Here is a 16085-nt window from a genome sequence, read left to right as displayed (position 1 = left end):
GTGACAAACGGAGCGGCTACTTGCGCAGTTGATACGTTCAAATTCAGATGCTCCCGTTCTTAATACTTGGGCTTGCCGAAAATACGGCTGACGATATTGACGACCAGCACGATCATCACCAACACCAACGAGGCCGCCCAGGCGAGCTCGAGTTGGTTGTCGAAGGGCATGCCGGAGAAGTTGTAGATCAGCACCGCAAGGGAGGCGGTCGGGTTCATCACCGACAGGTCGCCGTCGTGGAAGATCCAGTAGTTGCTGAACAGCGCGGTAAACAACAGCGGCGCGGTTTCGCCCGCAGCGCGTGCCACGGCGAGCATCACGCCGGTGAGGATCGCCGGCAGGCCGGTGGGCAAGATGATTTTCCAGATCACCTGGGAACGGGTGCAGCCCATGCCGTAGGCGGCGTCCTTCATGACCTTGGGCACCATGCGCATCGACTCTTCAGCGGTCAGCACAACGATCGGCAGCATCAATACCGCCAATGCCACACCACCTGCGGGTGCCGAATAGGTGCCGGTAGTCATCACCACCAGCGCATAGGCAAACACCCCGGCCAGGATCGACGGCAGGCCCGTGAGCATCTTGGCGGCAAAGCGCGCGGTGTTCGCCAGCTTGCTGTCCGGTCCCAATTCGGCCAGGAAGATCGCGGCCAGGATGCCGACCGGCACCGCGATAGCGGCAGCGATGCCGACCATCACAAAGGTACCGGCCATCGCGTTGCCGAACCCGCCGCCGGTCTCGAAGCCGGTGGGCGGCAGTTCGGTGAACACCTCCAGGCTCAAGCGTGCGCCGCCACGGGTGATCAGCATGTAGAGCACGGAAATCAGCGGCACACTGGCGAGCAGCGCGCCAAGCCACACCAGCGTAGTCAACACCAGGCTACGCAGTGCACGCCCTTCGAATTTGCGTTGCAGGCTCGGCACCGCGGTTATAGGGGACGTGAGGTTAGTCATTGTTTAGTACCCCGCTGAGCGTAGAGCATGATCATGGAGCCGATAACGTTCACCAGCAGCGTGATGAACATCAGCACGAGGGCGGCGTACATCAACACCTCGATCTCGTTGGGCCCGGCTTCGGGGAAGTTCAGTGCCAACAAGGCGGCCAGGGTATTGGCCGGCGCGAACAGCGAAAGTGAAATGTTGTTGGCGTTGCCCACCAGCATCGCCAGCGCCATGGTTTCGCCCAGTGCGCGGCCCAGGCCGAGTACCAGGGAACCGAAGATACCGGTGGCGGCGGATGGCACCATCACCTTGAGAATCGCTTCCCAGTGGGTGGTGCCCATGCCATAGGCGGCCTGTTTGGTTTTCATCGGCACGCTGGTCAGCGCGTCCTGGGACACGGCGGCAATCGTCGGCAGAATCATGATCGCCAATACCAGCGCCGCCGGCAGCAACCCGGGCCCGCTCAACGAGGTGCCGAAAAACGGTATCCAGCCCAGCTCGCTGTTCAACCAGGTGGTCAGGGGCCGGATCGCCGGGATCACCACGTAGATGCCCCACAGGCCATACACCACGCTGGGGATGGCCGCGAGCAATTCGACGATGGTACGAAATACCGCGGCCAGCTTCGCCGGCAGGAAATCCTGGGTCAGGAAAATCGCCATACTGACTCCGAAGGCGCCTGCAATCAGCAGCGCAATCAGGGCGCTGTAGAGCGTGCCCCAAATGGCCGGAAGAATGCCGTACTTGCCTTGGTTAACGTCCCAGACACTGCCAAGCAGCACATCGAAGCCGTGCTTTTCCATGCCTGGAAGGGCCTTGCGTCCCACCTCGAATACCAGGGCGACGACCAACGCCAGAATCAGCACCACCCCGATTTTCGCAAGCGCACGGAAGGTGCGGTCTACCAGGAAATCCTTTGCCGAGGGAGGTTGGCAGGCAGAGTCCGGGTTAACCGGTACGACGAAAGGTTTGATCATTGGTCAATTCCGGAACAAAGGGGGAAACGCTCCCGGCATGGCTGGCAGCACACACCGGGAGCGGCCGCACGGGTATTACTGGATGTTGGCGGAGGCTTTGCGCACCTGATCGACCACCGATTGCGGCAGCGGGATGTAACCCATCGAATCGGCGATTTTCTGCCCTTCGGTCAGGCTGTATTCGACCATTTCGCGCATGGCCTTGGCCTTGGCCGGGTTACCGTTATCCTTGCGGAAGATCATCCAGGTGTAGGAAGTGATCGGGTAGGACTTGGCACCGTCCGGATCCGGCAACCAGGCCACCAGGCTTTCCGGCATCTTCACCGCGGCCAGGGCCTCGGCACCGCTTTCGGCGTTCGGCACCACATACTGGCCGGCCTTGTTCTGCAACTGGGCAAAGTCAACCTTGGCCAGCTTGGCGAAGCCGTATTCGATGTAGCCGATAGCGCCCGGCGTCTGGCGCACGGTGGCGGTCACGCCGTCGTTCTTAGGCGACTTGATAAACTTGTCGCTGGCCGGCCAGTTAACGGTGTTGCCCTCCCCCAGCGCCTGCTTGAACTCAGGGTTGATGGTCGCCAGGTGCTTGGTGAAGACCGCCGTGGTGCCGCTGGAGTCCGCACGTACCACCACGGTGATCGGCGTATCGGTCAGCTTCAGGTCCGGGTTGGCGGCCACGATCTGTGGGTCATTCCACTTGGTGATCTTGCCCAGGAAGATATTGGAGTAAACCTCGCGTGGCAGCTTGAGCCCCTTGGGATTGCCCGGCAGGTTATAGGCCAGCACGATTTCGCCCGCGGTCATCGGCAGCAACTGCACGCCTTCGGCCACCTTGGCGATGTCTTCGTCTTTCATGGCCGAGTCACTGGCGGCGAAATCGACGGTTTTGTTCAGGAAGTCCTGCACACCGGCGCCGCTGCCCTTGGATTGGTAGTCCACGGTGACGCCAGCGGTCTTCTTGCTGAAATCCTTGAACCAGGTGAGGTAGATCGGTGCAGGGAAGCTGGCGCCGGAACCGGTGAGGCGCACGTTCTCGGCGGCAAAGGTCATGGAGGAGGCACAAAGAGAAACCGTAACGGCCAGTGCTGCAGACTTCATCAAGCTTTTCATTAAAAGGAACTCGTTGTGGTGACGGGCTCCCGAACTGTGCAGCAGGGTTGTTACATTTTTATGAAAATTGAGTGGCAAACCGGGGTTTTGTCCCGGTTTGCCACTACAGCCCTATATTTTTAGTGCATTGGTTAGTAACAAAATGCGACTAAAATGCTCGGATCCTCCAGCGCCTTAATGGTAGCCATCGCCAATCCTCACTTTGCCGCGAAATACGTAGTAGCTCCAGCAGGTGTACATCAGGATGATCGGCAGGATGAACAGCGTGCCAATCAGGATGAATAACTGGCTAGAGGGCGGCGATGCAGCGTCCCACAAGCTGATGGATGGCGGCACAATGTTCGGCCAGATGCTGAAGGCCAGGCCGATATACCCCAGAAATACCAGGACCAGGGTGAATACGAACGGCCAGTGCGAGTGATGTTGGCGTAAACTCTTCAACAGCCCCACCAGTGCCAGTACGCCCAGCAGCATCAGGCCGCCGAACATCACAATGTGCGCCTGGGCAAACCAGCGCAGGGCGATTTCCGGGTGCAGCCACGGCGTCCACACACACAGCACTGCCACCACCGCCATCAGCGCGAAGGCCAGGTAACGGCTGAACAGGTGCATGCGCGATTCGAGCATGCCTTCGGTCTTGACCAGCAACCAGGTGCTGCCCAGCAACGCATACGCCACCACCAGCCCGACCCCGCAGAACAACGGGAACGGCGACATCCAATCAAGATTGCCCCCGGCAAACTGGCGATTGACCACAGGAATGCCGGCGATGTAGGTGCCGATCACCACGCCCTGGCAGAAAGTCGCCAGGAACGAGCCGCCGATAAACGCCATGTCCCAGATATGCCGCTTCTGCGCGCTGGCCTTGAAGCGGAACTCAAACGCCACGCCACGAAAGATCAGCCCGGCCAGCATGAACATCAACGGCAGGTACAACGCCTCCAGGATCACTGAGTACGCCAGCGGAAACGCCCCATACAACGCCGCGCCGCCCAGCACCAACCACGTCTCGTTACCGTCCCACACCGGCGCCACGGTGTTCATCATCACGTCGCGTTCCTGCTCGTCCGGGATCAGCGGAAACAGGATGCCCAAGCCCAAATCGAAACCATCCATGATCACGTACATCATCACCCCGAAGGCAATGATTACGCCCCAGATCAACGACAGGTCTATACCTTGAATGCCCATGTGCAATCCCCTTGATCAGTTGGTGTGGTCGCCGGACGCGAGCGTCTCGGTGACGGCGGACAGGGGGCGGCGTGGTGTACGCTCCTGGCCGGGGCCGCCCTGTGGCGGATGGTCGTGATGGGGCTGCGGGCCTTTGCGCACCAACTTCATCATGTAGCCGATACCCACGGCGAATACAGAGAAGTAGATGAGCACAAACAACGCCAGGGAGATGCTCAATTGCGTAACGCTGTGATTGGACGCCGCGTCTGCGGTGCGCATCAGCCCGTAGACTACCCACGGCTGGCGCCCTACTTCGGTGGTGATCCAGCCGGCCAGCATGGCGATCAGCCCGGCCGGCCCCATGAACAACACCAGGCGCAGGAACAGGCGATTGCGATACAGCGCGCCGTTACGCCGCAAGGCGAAGCCCAGCAAGCCAGTAAGGATCATCAACATGCCCAGTCCGGCCATGATGCGGAAGCTGAAAAAGATGATGGTCGAGTTCGGCCGGTCCCCCTTGGGGAAGCTCTTGAGCGCCGGGATCTGTTTGTCCAGGCTGTGGGTGAGGATCAGGCTACCCAGGTACGGCACTTCGATTGCAAAGCGGGTCTTCTCGGCCTGCATGTCAGGGATGCCAAACAACACCAGCGGCGTCGCACCATCGCCGACGTTTTCCCAGTGCCCCTCAATGGCGGCAATTTTCGCCGGCTGATGCTCCAGAGTATTAAGGCCATGGGCATCACCCACGATTGCCTGGATCGGCGCCACGATCAGCGCCATCCACATGGCCATCGAGAGCATTTTGCGCACCGCCGGCGTGTCGTTGTTACGCAGCAGGTGCCAGGCCGCCGATGAGCCGACAAAGAACGCAGTGGCAACGAACGCGGCAATCGCCATGTGCGCCAGGCGGAACGGGAATGACGGGTTGAACACGATAGCGAACCAGTCTAGCGGCATCACCCGGCCATCGACGATGGAGAAGCCTTGAGGCGTTTGCATCCAGCTGTTGGACGCCAGGATCCAGAACGTCGAGATCAACGTACCGATGGCGACCATTACCGTGGAAAAGAAGTGCAGGCCTCGCCCTACCCGGTTCCAGCCAAACAGCATGACCCCGAGGAAGCCCGCCTCCAGGAAGAACGCCGTCAGCACCTCATAGGTGAGCAACGGTCCGGTGATGCTGCCGGCAAAGTCCGAGAAGCGGCTCCAGTTGGTGCCGAACTCGTAGGCCATGACCAGGCCCGAGACCACGCCCATGCCAAAGTTGACGGCGAAGATTTTCGACCAGAAGTGATACAGGTCCTTGTAGACCGCGTTGTTGGTTTTCAGCCACAAGCCTTCGAGCACCGCCAGGAAACTGGCCAGGCCGATGGTGATGGCGGGGAAAATAATGTGAAACGAGACCGTGAAGGCGAATTGAATTCGCGCAAGATCCAGCGCCTCGAGATTTAACATGGCAATACCCTTATGGAAACTTGATGCGCACGCGCACCTAGCCCGGCGTGCCTCAGGCCTGGTGGCCTGGGGCAAACGGATGTGCAGTGATCAGGGAAACCCAGGGCGCCGTAATGGCCGCCCCGGTACGGCTCAAGCGCCGTGGGACTGGATCAGATTGCTGGCCGGCGCGGGTTCAAGCCGGATGGCGATGAACTTCGACGTCGGGGTAAAGGTGCGGTCGCCATAGCTTTCCAGCGGCACCAATGGGTTGGTTTCGGGGTAATAGGCGGCGGCCTGCCCGGCGGGAATGTCATAGGCGATCAAGGTGAAGCCGCTGACCCGACGCTCACGGCCATCGCCCCACAGCGAGACCATGTCGACTTTCTGCCCCGGCTCGTAGCCCAGCTTGCGGATGTCCTGTTCATTGACGAACACCACATCGCGCATGCCATAGACGCCGCGATAACGGTCATCGAGCCCGTACAGGGTGGTGTTGTACTGGTCATGGGAACGAATGGTCTGCAGAATCAGCTCGGGCTTGACGTCCAGGTTGCGCACGCCTTCGCTGACCAGGTGCGCCGGCAACACGCTGGAGACAAACTGGGCTTTGCCGGTGTCGGTTTTCCAGATGCGTCGCGCTGCGTCGTTGCCCAGGTGGAAACCGCCCGGGTGCAGCAGTTTGGTGTTGAAGTCCTTGAAGCCGGGAATGGTGTCGGCAATCAGGTCGCGGATGCGGCCGTAGTCCGCCACGGTCCACAGCCAGTCAATCGGGTGCTTGCCCAGGGTCGCATTGGCGATCCCGGCGATGATTGCCGGTTCCGAACGCATCAGCGGCGACTTGGGTTTCAGCTGGCCGTGGGAGATGTGCACCATGCTGAAAGTGTCTTCAACGGTCACGCCTTGCGGGCCTTCTGCCTGGATGTCGATATCGGTCCGGCCCAGGCACGGCAGGATCAAGGCTTCGCGACCCGTCACCAGATGGCTGCGGTTGAGCTTGGTGGCGATGTGCACGGTGAGATCGCACTTGCGCAGCGCCGCATGGGTGCGCGGGGTGTCCGGCGTGGCTTGGGCAAAATTGCCGCCCAGGCCGATGAAGACCTTGGCGCGCCCTTCTTCCATGGCAGCAATCGCCATGACCGTGTTGTGACCATGGCGGCGCGGTACCTTGAAGTCAAAGCGTGCTTCCAATGCGTTGATCAACTCCGGCGGCGCCAGTTCGTTGATGCCCATGGTGCGGTCGCCTTGCACGTTGCTATGGCCGCGCACGGGCGACAGCCCCGCCCCTGGCCGGCCGATGTTGCCGCGCAACAGTTGCACGTTGATGATTTCCTGCACGGTCAGCACCGAGTGCGTGTGCTGGGTCACGCCCATCGCCCAACACATGATCACCCGCTTGGCGCGCCGGTACATACGTGCGGCCAGCTCGATATCCTCAAGGCTCAGGCCCGATTGCTCGACGATATGCTCCCAGGAAGTCGCGTCCACTTGCGCCAGGTAGCGCTCCAGGCCCGAGGTATGCTGGGCAATGAAAGCGCGGTCGAAAACTGCCTCGCCATCGTTCTCCAAGGCTTCACGTTCCCATTTGAGCAGGAACTTGGCGATGCCGCGAAAAGCTGCCATGTCGCCGCCCAAGGCCGGGCGAAAGTACGCCGACGAGGTAGGTTCGGAACCATTGGTGAGCATCTCCAGAGGATGCTGCGGGTGTTGGAAACGCTCCAGCCCACGCTCCTTGAGCGGGTTGAAACAAATCACCTGAGCGCCGCGCTTTACCGCCTCGCGCAGTGGCTCAAGCATGCGGGGGTGGTTGGTGCCGGGGTTCTGGCCGATGACGAAAATCGCGTCGGCTTCTTCCAGGTCATCGAAAGTCACCGTGCCTTTGCCCACGCCGACACTGTCGTCCATGCCCAGGCCGCTGGCTTCGTGGCACATGTTCGAACAATCGGGAAAGTTATTGGTGCCGTAGGCGCGAACGAACAGCTGGTACAGATAAGCCGCTTCGTTACTGGCGCGCCCCGAGGTATAGAACTCGGCCTGGTCCGGCGACTCCAGCTCGTTGAGGTGCTTGGCGATCAGGGCAAAGGCATCGTCCCAAGAGATTTCGACATAACGGTCCAGGGAGTCGTCATAGCGCATCGGGTGGGTCAAGCGGCCCTGGTATTCGAGCCAATAGTCACTTTGCGCTGCCAGCGACGACACCGTGTATTTGTTGAAGAACGCCGGGTTGACCAGGCGCCCGGTGGCTTCCCAGTTGACCGCCTTGGCGCCGTTCTCGCAGAACTTGACCATGCCGCTTTCAGGCGACTCGCCCCAGGCGCAACCGGGGCAGTCGAAACCGCCGTTCTGGTTGGTCTTGAGCATCGCGCGGATGTTCTTGAGCGCGTTTTCACTGCCCAGCCAGTTTTTCGTCACCGCGATCAGCGCGCCCCAACCGGCGGCCGCCCCCTTGTAGGGTTTATAACGCTCAACTTCGCTCATGATGCTTCTCCAGGACTTCACGCATAGGCAGCGCCTAACTTAAAGCCTTTATTGGTGGTTATTTTCAGGCATTGCAGAACGCAAACAGTGTTTGCACCGATCTTTCCACGGTCTCAAAATCGGTTTACATATTCAGGCTAGGCCCTGCAAAAACATCTGTCTAATCACAAATAATGACCACGCCATCGATAACATCGATCACCATTAAAGTCGTTATTTTTCATAGTGATATGAGCTTAAAAAATCTAAATTAAATCGCTATAGATTTCATCGATCACTCAGTTGCTAATAGTGATTAGACGCCCTTCAAAAACAACTTTAGGCTTGAATCAAATAAGGCTCTCATCTCTGTCGAGCGCTCAAAAACAACGCCATGGCTACGCTCTTATTGAGCCGCAGCCGGAGGTTTCCATGACCGATAAGATCCTGATGGATAGTTTTTCTCGCCGGGTCGACTACCTCAGAATGTCGGTGACCGACCGCTGCGATTTCCGTTGTGTGTATTGCATGGCCGAAGACATGCAGTTCCTGCCGCGCCAGCGCATCCTCACGCTGGAGGAGCTGTATCAACTGGCTGAAAGCTTCGTAGCGCTGGGCACGCGCAAAATCCGCCTGACCGGCGGCGAGCCGCTGATTCGCCCGGGCGTGGTTGACCTGTGCCAGCGCATCGCCGCCCTCCCCGGCCTGCGCGAGCTGTGCATGACCACCAACGGCTCACAGCTGGGCAAGCTCGCCGCCCCCTTGTTCGAGGCTGGCGTGAAGCGCCTGAATATCAGCCTCGACAGCCTCGACCCCCAGCGCTTTCGCGAACTGACGCGCACCGGCGACCTGGCCAAGGTCATCGCCGGTATCGACGCCGCGAATGCTGCAGGCTTTCAACACACCAAACTCAACTGCGTGGTAATGAAAGGCCGCAACGATCACGAGATCAACGACCTGGTAGCGTTCGCCATCGAACGCGGCGTTGATATCAGCTTTATCGAGGAAATGCCCTTGGGCGTGATCAGCGAACACAGCCGTGCCGAGGCGTTCTACTCCAGCGCGCAAGTGCGCGAGCGCATCGCCGAACGCTACACCCTGATCGACTCGGCCGAATCGACCCAGGGCCCTTCACGCTACTGGCGCCTGGCCGAAGCGCCGCATATCCGCCTGGGCTTTATTTCCCCCCACAGCCACAACTTCTGCGGCACCTGCAACCGCGTGCGGCTGACCGTAGAAGGCCGCTTGCTGTTGTGCCTGGGCAACGAGCATTCGGTCGACCTCAAGGAGGTGCTACGCCGTTATCTGGGTGAACCACAACGGCTGGAGCACGCCATCCTCGAGTCGATGAAGATCAAGCCTTATCGACACAACTTCGAGCTCAACGATGATGTGCAGGTGGTGCGTTTCATGAACATGACCGGCGGCTAATCGACCCGGCTTTCCCTTTTTTGTATCGAGCTGCCCCGAGGTGCCCCATGCACGAGGGCAGCGGCGGTGAACAGCTCGTACTGGATGAGTCCCTGCACACCATTGCAGACGTCAGGCAATTGCTATGCGCCCGCGGTGAGACCTGGCAGCAGGTGCTGGGTGAAACCAGCCTGACGACTTTGGGTGCGCCGCTGGACCTGTGGGAGGGGGCTTGCTCCCGATGGCGGCCTGACAGGCGACCAGAATGCTGGATCAAGACTGATTACTCTTGCCCGACCACTCGGTACCTCGCCAAGGCGCGGCGTGCGCGAATCAGAACAACTCAGAGAACGGTATGAACCGCACCGTATCACCGGCCTGCAACGTGCTTCCCTCGCAAATTTCAACCAACCCATCCGCCCACGAAGCACCCAGCATCACCCCGGAACTCTGGTTCGGATACAGCACCGCCCTGCCCGCCTCGATCCTGGCGCGCAGGTATTCGCGGCGACTGCCGGCCCTGGGCCAGTCAAACCCCACACTCACCGCAAAGCTCATCGGCGTGACATCATCGACGCCCTGGATGCGCAACAGATATGCCCGCGCCAGCAGCCCGAAGGTCACCAGCGCCGAGGCCGGGTTACCGGGCAGGCCAATCACTGGCACACGGCCAAATGAACCGACGGTCAGGGGTTTACCCGGTTTGATCGCAAGTTTCCAGAACAACGGCTTGCCGCATTCACGCAGTACCTGGCCGAGGCAGTCGGCATCGCCGGCCGACACGCCGCCGGTGGTCAGGATCAGGTCAGCGGCGTGCTGCAACTGCTCCAGCTTGAGCCGAGTCAGTTGCGGCTGGTCGGGAAGAATGCCACCGTCGATGACCTCACACCCCAGCGCGCCCAGCCAATGGCTGAGCAAGGTGCGGTTGCTGTTGTAGATGCAGCCAGGCTTGAGCGGCGTGCCCGGCTCGGCCAGTTCATCGCCGGTGGACAGCAGCGCCACCCGTGGACGGCGTACCACCGATACATGGGTGCAGCCCTGGGCCGCTGCAACGGCCAACTCGAAAGGGCCGAGTCGCTTGCCGGCCTGCAGTAATACCTCACCGGCGCGGTTTTCCTGGCCTTGGGCGCGGATATTCTGGCCCTCGCGCAACGGCTGGGCGAAGTGCACGCGCGCATCGTCCAGCACCTCGGCGTTCTCCTGCATCTCGACGCAATTGGCACCGTCCGGCACCGGTGCGCCAGTGAAGATGCGCACACAAGTGCCGGGCTGCAGCGGCTCAGGCTCTTGACCGGCGAAGACCTGTTGCGACACCGGCAGTGGCTGGCCCCGCCAACCCGTGAGGTTCAGGGCGTAGCCGTCCATGGCACTGTTGGGCCAGGGCGGCAGGTCCAGGGTCGCCACCAAGTCATTGGCCAGCACCCGTTGCCGGGCATCGCTGAGCAACACCGACTCGCTGTCTTGCAGGCGGTGTTCCTGGGCCAGGGCCAACAATGCAGCAATGGCCTCCTCCACCGACATCAGCGCGGCGCGGCTCATCCCCGTGTGCCACACAGTGCGATCGGCTTGAGATGCGGCACAAAATTACAAGGGCGGTGACGCGCATCGAGCTGCTCGGCAAGAATACCTTCCCACGCAGTACGGCAAGCCCCGGTCGAGCCCGGCAGGCAGCACACCAGCGTGCCGTTGGCCAGCCCGGCCAAGGCGCGGCTCTGCACCGTGGAAGTACCAATATCAAGAATCGAGATCGCCCGAAACAGCTCACCGAAACCGTCAATGTGCTTATCCAGCAAACATCCCACTGCCTCGGGAGTGCTGTCGCGGCCGGTAAAACCGGTGCCGCCGGTAATCAATACCACCTGCACGCGCTCATCGGCGATCCAGGTCGCCACCTGGGCGCGGATTTTATACAGGTCATCCTTGAGCAGATTGCGCTCCACCAGGCTGTGCCCGGCTTCCAACAGACGGCTGACCAGCAATTGCCCGGAGGTGTCATTGGCATATTCGCGGGTATCGCTGACCGTCAACACGGCAATATTCAAGGGTACAAACAATGCATCCGACGTTACGCTCATGTGATTCTCCGGCAGGCGATTATCAAGACAATGGCCGCAGGCTAAAGCGCTGAAACGATGGCTGTCTAATCGTTACGGCTGACCGGGTTATCGAGCGTTTCTATCACGGCTTTTACAGGCGGCCCTGGACTGTTATCGAGTGCATCAATCGCGTCGTCAATACAGGTGATTGGACGTGCCTGCCGTTACAATGAGATCGTCTGTTCATTCATTCGTCGGGTTACGCGGGTTTCCAGCACCTCGCGCCTCGAACGGCTCTCACTTATTCCCAGGCAGGTGCCTTAATGGACATAAAGCAACTCAAATTCCTGATCGCGCTGGAGCAGACCCGGCACTTCGGCCAGGCTGCCGCACGCTGCCACATCACCCAGCCGACCCTGTCGATGCGCCTGCGCAACCTGGAAGATGAGCTGGGCCTGGAGCTGGTCACCCGCGGCCAGCGCTTCGAAGGCTTCACCCAGGCCGGTGAGCGCGTGCTGGCCTGGGCCCGGACCCTGCTTGCCGCCCACGATGGCTTGTTCGCCGAAGCCGCCGCGTGCCGTGGCCAGTTGGTCGGTAACCTGCGCCTGGGCCTGGTGCCGCTTAGCGGGTTCAACCCGATCAGCTACATCCAGGGTTTGTCCCACACCTTCCCGGAACTCAAGTTCAGCCTGACCTCCATGAGTTCGGACAAGATTATCGAGGCCCTGGGCACCAACCAATTGGACCTGGGCGTGTGCTACCTGGACCATGTGAACGCCAACTATCTGGATTTTTTCGAATTGGGCGAGACCCGCGTCGGCCTGCTCTACGACACCCGTCATTTCCATTTCGACGGCACGGAAATGAGCTGGGAAGACGCGGCCGAATTGCCCCTGGGGATGATCAGTAATGGCATGCACTACCGCAAGTCCATCGACCTGAGCTTCCGCAGCCGCGGCCTCGATCCGCAGCCCATCCTTGAAAGCGATTCGACGTACCAACTGTTCCAGGCCATCCACGAGGGCTTCTGCTGCGCGATCATGCCCCTGGACAGCGGCCTGGAGAGCCCGATCGAGAACCTGGCGTTCATCAACCTGCCGGACGCCAGCGTTCTCGCGCCCCTGGGCATGGTGATGCGCAAGACCGAACCACGCTCGGCCATTGCCGAGAAGTGTTTTGCCGAGGCCAGGAAGTTGTTCGCGACCAAGACCGAGGTCTGACGCGCATAAAAAAGGCGCTCCGTAGAGCGCCTTTTTACCGCCGTTTGCTTTACTGCACACTTACCTGACGCAGTTCAGGCTTGGCCTCGCCGCCAATCGTGATGCGTTTTGGCTTGGCCTCTTCAGGCACCTCACGCAGCAGGTCAATGCTCAGCAACCCGTTGGTCAGGGCTGCGCCACGCACTTCGATGTGGTCCGCCAAGCGGAACGACAACCGGAAGGCACGCTGGGCAATGCCCTGGTGCAGGTAAGCGACCTTATCGTCGGTTTCGCGTTTTCCGCCGGAAACCGTCAAGACACCCCTTTCGACCTGGATATCCAGGTCCTCCTCGGTCAGGCCAGCGACGGCGATGACAATGCGGTAGGCGTCGTCACCGTGCTTTTCCACGTTATGAGGCGGATAGGAATTCGGAGCCTCGCTACGCAGCGCCGACTCGAACAGGTCATTGAAGCGATCAAAGCCCACCGATTGACGGAACAGTGGGGCCAACGAAAGGGTAGTAGCCATTTTAAAATCTCCTGAGTTTCTCCAAGTGATTTAGTACGCGACCCGAGTTCGGCATCGCGTGATCAAAAATTTATGGACGAGAAAACGGAATTCAAGGGGGCCATAAGAAATTTTTTCTTGCGCCAATGACTATCGCAAAAACCGCAGTGATACCGCATGTGCTCTAATCTCAATGCCAGGCGTGCTTTAAACCGTGAGCGCCTGAGACAGCCCTTGAGGTACAAAAAAATGAAAATGACATTCCCTGCCCTGGCATTGGGCATCCTGATTTCCCAAGGGGCCCTGGCCGCCGGAGATGGCACTGCCGCGCTGGGCGGCGGTGTCGGCGGCGCGTTGGGCAATGTGGTAGGCCAACAGCTCGGCGGGTCGACCGGTGCGGCCATCGGTGCAGGCGTGGGCGGCGCCGCCGGTGGCGCGGTTGGCGCGCAAAAGGGCAATAAAACCGAAGCGGCGATTGGCGGCGGTTTGGGTTCTGCCGGCGGGTCGGTGATTGGTAATCGCCTGGGCGGCACCACCGGTTCGACCATCGGCGCGGGTGTAGGTGGCGCCGCAGGTGGCGCGCTGGGTAACAACCTGGCCGATGACGAGAGCAATCATCGTTCAGGCGGCGCGAAGCACAAAGGCAACAAGCATAAGCACAAGAATAAGCATCATTGATCGTCTGATGCTGTTCTGATTGCAAACAAGCCGGGCTCAAAGGCGTTGAATTCCTTTCAACCCGGCTTGTCAACACCCGCCCCGTGTTATATCGGCGAGCTGCTCACCACCCGCAGCGCCAAGCCTTCATAAGCATCCAGCGTGATAGTGAAATCACCCTCGGCGCTCAGGTCGCCTTCCACCCGTTCATTGATGATGTCCACTACCATCCCCGCCGCGATATCGGGCAAGTGCAAGGTTTCGGTGATCGGCGTCGCGCCGAAGTTCAGCGCGGTGATCTGCGTGCCCTTACCGGCCGGCAATTCGTGGACCATGATCAACAATGCGGGGTTTTCCACGTCCGGCACCAGGATCTGGCGACTGGCGGCAATGTCGTAGGCGCGGCGCACGGCGAGGATTTTTTGCAGTTGCGAAGCAAATGACTCCGGGTCTTCCAACTGGCTGTTCAGGCTGCCATACAGGCTTTTCGAGCGTGGCATCTGCCCGGCCGACAGCTCGGCATCGGGGTTGAGATCGACCAGGTCGTAGGCGCCGCGATGGATCCAGCGGGTATCGCCATCGGCCATCAAGTGCGCGACTTCCTCGGCTGCCAATGGCAGCGCGCCCACCAGGTCCCAGCCGGACAGCGCAAACACGCCAGGCTGCATGGCGTTGTACATCACCAGCAGCAGATGGATCTGGCGAATCTGCTGGATATCGGCCGGGGTGATCGCTTCAAGGTCACGAATACCCAGGGCAGCGGTGATGATGCTGGCAGTGGTGCAGGACACGCCATTGGTGACGAACTTAAGGTTATACGGCGCATGCTCGCCGGTCAGGCGTTCGTACATCTGCTCGCGGATGTGCTCGCGCAGGATGTTGCCGGGAAAGGTCTGGCCCTGGAACAGGAACGTGTCATGGGCGTGCAGCGTCCAGAAATGCACCAGCTCCAGGGTCAGTTCGTCATGGTTCTGCAAGGCATGGATCAGTGACCCCGGATCAATGCCGAGGTTATGCATCTGGCGCAGCATCAGGCGCAGGAATTCAGTGTCGCCCATCAGCAACGCATGCTGGTAGGCCGGGCGGGTGATGAAGTCATAGGACAGGTCCGCACCGCCGTGGGACATGGACGCAATATCGTCCACCGTAAGGTTGAGTTCCTGGAAGCTGAAACCGCCGGCCTTGCGGATCGCTCCGCCAAGCAACTGGTTGCCGGTGATCGACAGTGGATGGCTTTCCGACCAGGCCGTGCCATCGAGCTTGCGCTCCACGCCGAGAAAACCGTTGGCGTCCAGGCGCAGGATCTTGGCACCCATCACATCGATGGCGTGCAGCGCGTCACCGATAATCATCTGCTGCGCGGCGAACGAAGGGTCAAGCCAGTTCAGCGAGGGTTGGCCTTCCTTGAAGTAATGCAGGTAGACCCAGCGGCGTGGCTTGCCATCCACGCCGAGCACCACAGGTGTGGCGCTCCAGTCGGTTTCCTTCACCCCGGGCTCGAAGAAAATCACCCGTTGCAGTTGGCCGACGATGTAGTGCTTGTCGCGCAGCGCATCCACCTGCAGCGGGCTAAGGTTCTGCGCATCACGGCCCTCGGCCACCTCAGGCAGCAACGGCCAGTCTTCCTCGCGGATTTCCACCATGTGGTACAGCCCGGGGTAGTCCTCGTAGGCCATTTCCGCCAAGCGAAAATCGGCGCCCTTGCCGGTGTGGGATGGGATCACATCGTCGATGATCACCGCATTGTGCGCGGCGGCCATGCGCGTCAACGCCTGCAACTGCGCCTCGGTGCCCAGTTGCGGGTCGATATCGAAGCTGATGCGGTCGAAATTGCCGTCGATGGTCGGCGTGTGTTCGGCGCCAGACAGGCCACCGGACTTTTTCAGCGGGCCGTTATGAATGCCTTGGATACCGATCTTCGACAAGGCATGCCACAGGGTTTCATCCCCCAGCGCTTCCAGCACCGTGCCGTCTTCGCGGGTGACAATCGACGCCGGGTAGGCGGTGAACCACACTGACGACAAGGCTGACGCATCACGCGGCCGGGTATGCGCGTAGGGCTGCTGCCACAAGCGACCCTGCCCGGAATACAGTTTGGCCCGCTGTCGCGCCGCGTGCAGCATGGATTGCTGCACCAGCCAGTTCACATGGTCGTTGTTCGCCGCGGTCATAAGCTCGATACCTGT

General features: G+C 60.4%; 13 protein-coding genes. 3 read left to right on the top strand and 10 right to left on the bottom strand.

What is annotated here, in order from left to right:
* Positions 1–59: 59 nt before the first annotated feature.
* From pstA to ASD70_RS25325, 6 genes are all read right to left on the bottom strand, one after another.
* Positions 60–953 carry a phosphate ABC transporter permease PstA gene (pstA, locus tag ASD70_RS25350; RefSeq protein ID WP_046068256.1) on the bottom strand — a complete coding sequence of 298 codons (894 nt, stop codon included), beginning with the start codon at positions 951–953 and terminating at the stop codon, positions 60–62.
* The gene (gene pstC / locus ASD70_RS25345; protein WP_046068257.1) at positions 950–1918 is read right to left on the bottom strand and encodes a phosphate ABC transporter permease subunit PstC; all 969 of its coding nucleotides are present in this window, start codon (positions 1916–1918) and stop codon (positions 950–952) included. The genes pstA and pstC overlap by 4 nt, the downstream gene beginning before the upstream one ends.
* A 75-nt stretch (positions 1919–1993) precedes the next feature.
* On the bottom strand, positions 1994–3025 hold the full coding sequence (gene pstS / locus ASD70_RS25340; RefSeq protein ID WP_046068258.1) for a phosphate ABC transporter substrate-binding protein PstS: 1032 nt from the start codon (positions 3023–3025) through the stop codon (positions 1994–1996).
* A gap of 174 nt (positions 3026–3199) precedes the next feature.
* Positions 3200–4216 (bottom strand): cytochrome d ubiquinol oxidase subunit II, encoded by a 1017-nt coding sequence (gene cydB / locus ASD70_RS25335; protein WP_056847718.1) that lies wholly within the window; start codon positions 4214–4216, stop codon positions 3200–3202.
* A 15-nt stretch (positions 4217–4231) separates the two neighbouring features.
* The gene (locus ASD70_RS25330; protein WP_046068260.1) at positions 4232–5653 is read right to left on the bottom strand and encodes a cytochrome ubiquinol oxidase subunit I; all 1422 of its coding nucleotides are present in this window, start codon (positions 5651–5653) and stop codon (positions 4232–4234) included.
* Between the two features lie 132 nt (positions 5654–5785).
* Positions 5786–8110, bottom strand: coding sequence for an FdhF/YdeP family oxidoreductase (locus ASD70_RS25325; RefSeq protein WP_056847717.1), 2325 nt, complete (start codon positions 8108–8110; stop codon positions 5786–5788).
* Positions 8111–8521: 411 nt separating this feature from the next.
* Here ASD70_RS25325 and moaA point away from each other — a divergent pair, with 411 nt between their 5' ends.
* Positions 8522–9520, top strand: a complete 999-nt coding sequence (gene moaA / locus ASD70_RS25320) for a GTP 3',8-cyclase MoaA (RefSeq protein ID WP_056847716.1) — start codon at positions 8522–8524, stop codon at positions 9518–9520.
* Positions 9521–9832: 312 nt separating this feature from the next.
* Here moaA and ASD70_RS25315 read toward each other — a convergent pair whose 3' ends face one another.
* Complete coding sequence (locus ASD70_RS25315) at positions 9833–11038, bottom strand: molybdopterin molybdotransferase MoeA (protein WP_056847715.1); 1206 nt, start codon at positions 11036–11038, stop codon at positions 9833–9835.
* The gene (gene moaB, locus ASD70_RS25310) at positions 11035–11574 is read right to left on the bottom strand and encodes a molybdenum cofactor biosynthesis protein B (RefSeq protein ID WP_056847714.1); all 540 of its coding nucleotides are present in this window, start codon (positions 11572–11574) and stop codon (positions 11035–11037) included. The genes ASD70_RS25315 and moaB overlap by 4 nt, the downstream gene beginning before the upstream one ends.
* A gap of 284 nt (positions 11575–11858) precedes the next feature.
* Here moaB and ASD70_RS25305 point away from each other — a divergent pair, with 284 nt between their 5' ends.
* Complete coding sequence (locus ASD70_RS25305) at positions 11859–12755, top strand: LysR family transcriptional regulator (RefSeq protein WP_046068266.1); 897 nt, start codon at positions 11859–11861, stop codon at positions 12753–12755.
* Positions 12756–12804: 49 nt separating this feature from the next.
* On the opposite strand, the gene ASD70_RS25300 is transcribed toward ASD70_RS25305, so the two are convergent.
* The gene (locus ASD70_RS25300; protein ID WP_046068267.1) at positions 12805–13263 is read right to left on the bottom strand and encodes an Hsp20 family protein; all 459 of its coding nucleotides are present in this window, start codon (positions 13261–13263) and stop codon (positions 12805–12807) included.
* Positions 13264–13491: 228 nt separating this feature from the next.
* Here ASD70_RS25300 and ASD70_RS25295 point away from each other — a divergent pair, with 228 nt between their 5' ends.
* Positions 13492–13920, top strand: coding sequence for a glycine zipper domain-containing protein (locus tag ASD70_RS25295; protein ID WP_043047676.1), 429 nt, complete (start codon positions 13492–13494; stop codon positions 13918–13920).
* An 86-nt stretch (positions 13921–14006) separates the two neighbouring features.
* Here the strand turns inward: ASD70_RS25295 and treS are convergent, their stop codons facing one another.
* Positions 14007–16070, bottom strand: coding sequence for a maltose alpha-D-glucosyltransferase (gene treS / locus ASD70_RS25290; RefSeq protein WP_046068268.1), 2064 nt, complete (start codon positions 16068–16070; stop codon positions 14007–14009).
* Between the last annotated feature and the right edge of the window lie 15 nt (positions 16071–16085).

It is taken from the genome of Pseudomonas sp. Root569, from assembly GCF_001427465.1.
Taxonomy (GTDB): Bacteria; Pseudomonadota; Gammaproteobacteria; order Pseudomonadales; family Pseudomonadaceae; genus Aquipseudomonas; species Aquipseudomonas synxantha.
The sequence above is the reverse complement of the archived record's forward strand: the minus strand, read 5'-3'. Positions and strand labels throughout refer to the sequence as shown.